Origin of the sequence: Streptomyces sp. NPDC058457 (genome assembly GCF_042720695.1) — a bacterium.
Taxonomy (GTDB): domain Bacteria; phylum Actinomycetota; class Actinomycetes; order Streptomycetales; family Streptomycetaceae; genus Streptomyces.
The window spans coordinates 1-1720 of record NZ_JBHXLU010000197.1; the positions used below are offsets into that span (position 1 = coordinate 1).

General features: G+C 70.9%; 1 protein-coding gene. It reads right to left on the reverse strand.

The genetic code is table 11. The annotated features are described in order from the left end of the window. Positions 1 to 66: 66 nt before the first annotated feature. Positions 67 to 1647 carry an IS1182 family transposase gene (locus tag ACFWPS_RS53955; protein WP_383721914.1) on the reverse strand — a complete coding sequence of 527 codons (1581 nt, stop codon included), beginning with the start codon at positions 1645 to 1647 and terminating at the stop codon, positions 67 to 69. Positions 1648 to 1720: the final 73 nt, after the last annotated feature.

Sequence of the window (1720 nt, forward strand, 5' to 3'; positions counted from 1 at the left end):
CCTAGAAGGCTCATGAAGATCTTGGTGAGGGGTTGTCCGGCCGTCAGGCCGGACAAGCCCCTGTGGTCATGCGCCGGCCGGTGTGAGGTGCCAGGTGCCGCTGGTGCGGGTGAGTCCGAGGTTGATCAGTCGGCGGAGGTTGAGGGCGGCGGCTCGGGTGTGGAGCCAGGTGTCGTTCTTGATGGTGCCGCGGTAGCGCAGGCGCCGGTTGCCGTGGTGGACGAGCCAGGCGACGGCGCGTTCGACGGGTGGTCTCCAGCGGCGGTAGGCGGCCTGCCAGCCGGGGTCGGTGGCGGCCTGGTGGCGGGCGGCTGTCTGGAGGTCGTGGTGCGGTCGGATGGTCAGGATGCGTCCGGCCTTGGCTTTGGTGCACCGCTCACGTAGGTGGCATCCGGTGCACAAGTCCCCGAAAGGGGCTTTGCGTTGGTGGTGCTGCCCGCCGGGGTCGGACAGGGGCACGGTGTGTCCGGCCGGGCAGGTCACGATGGCGGCTGTGGTGTCGATGGCGAAGTCGTCGAGGGTGAAGCCGCCGGGGACGGCGGGCCGCAGCGGGGCGGGTTTGAGGAACAGCCGGTGCCCGGCCTGGTGCAGGGCCTGGCGGGCGTCGCCGGCGGAGTAGGCGGTGTCGCCGAAGACGTCCAGCGGGTTGTCCTCGTCGGCGAGCAGGTCCAGGCCGACGGCTGCCTCGTGGTGTTCGGCTCCGGCGCCGGGCCGCAGGGCGACGGCGGTGTATAAGCCGGTCTCGGGTTCGATGGCCAGGTGGGTCTTGTATCCGTCCTGCTGGTGGCTGCGGGTCTTGTGGACGTGCCGGGCTTCGGGATCGACGGTGGAGACCATCCGGTTGGGGGCGGTGCCACGGGTGATGCGCCAGCGTCCGTCGCGGCCGTCGGAGTCCTCGGCGGGCTCGACGTCCTGCCCGGCGACCAGGGCCAGTATGCCCACCGCGTTGGCGGCATTCTCGCCGAGTTGCCGGTCGGGCAGGTGACCCAGCAGCCGCAGCGCGTCCGTGACCAGCGCGTCGACCAGCTCGGCGCGGGCCTGCCCGTCGTTCCAGGCAATCTTCGGCTTGCCCGGGTCGGTGTAGTCGTGCGCGCTGCACTGCGCAGCGGCGACCGCGTCGGCGCCGGGGACCTCGCGGATCACCGTGCGGACGGCGGCGATGAGCTGGGTGACGGTGTCCTGGGTGGCGACCGCGTCGTCCAGCACGGTGGAGTCCAGTGCCCTGCGGTGCTTGCCCTTGAGTACGCCGGTGGCCTTCACGACCTCGCGCACGGCCTCGAACACGCGGTTCGGGCGGGCGGAACGGGCCAGTCGGCGGCGGAAGTAGGCCAGCAGCGACGGGTCGAAGGCCATGTCGTGAAGGCCCAGTCCGCAGGCGGCCTTCCATCGCAGGTCGCACCGCAGTTCCTGGACCGTCTCGAAGTCCGACAGCCCGTGCAGGGCCTGCAAGGTGATCGCGGCGGCCAGGATCTGCGGCGGCATGCTCGGCCGCCCGTTCGCCGACGGGTACATGTCCGCGAACATCTCAGCCGGGAACAGCTCGCCGCGATGCCCGGCCAGGAACGCGAACACACTCCCTGCCGGGATCAGTTCCCGACACGTCTCCCACACGTCCGGCCCGACGGTCTCGCCGACCCACTCACCCATCGCCACCTGACGAGTCTGGCCCTGCCGCTGACGCGGCAGGGCCAGAACCCAAGATCTTCATGAGCCTTCTAGG

What these genes read in the sequence shown, in the direction of transcription:
- ACFWPS_RS53955 (WP_383721914.1), bottom strand. Translation starts at nt 1,647, where the DNA reads ATGGGTGAGTGGGTCGGCGAGACCGTCGGGCCGGACGTGTGGGAGACG.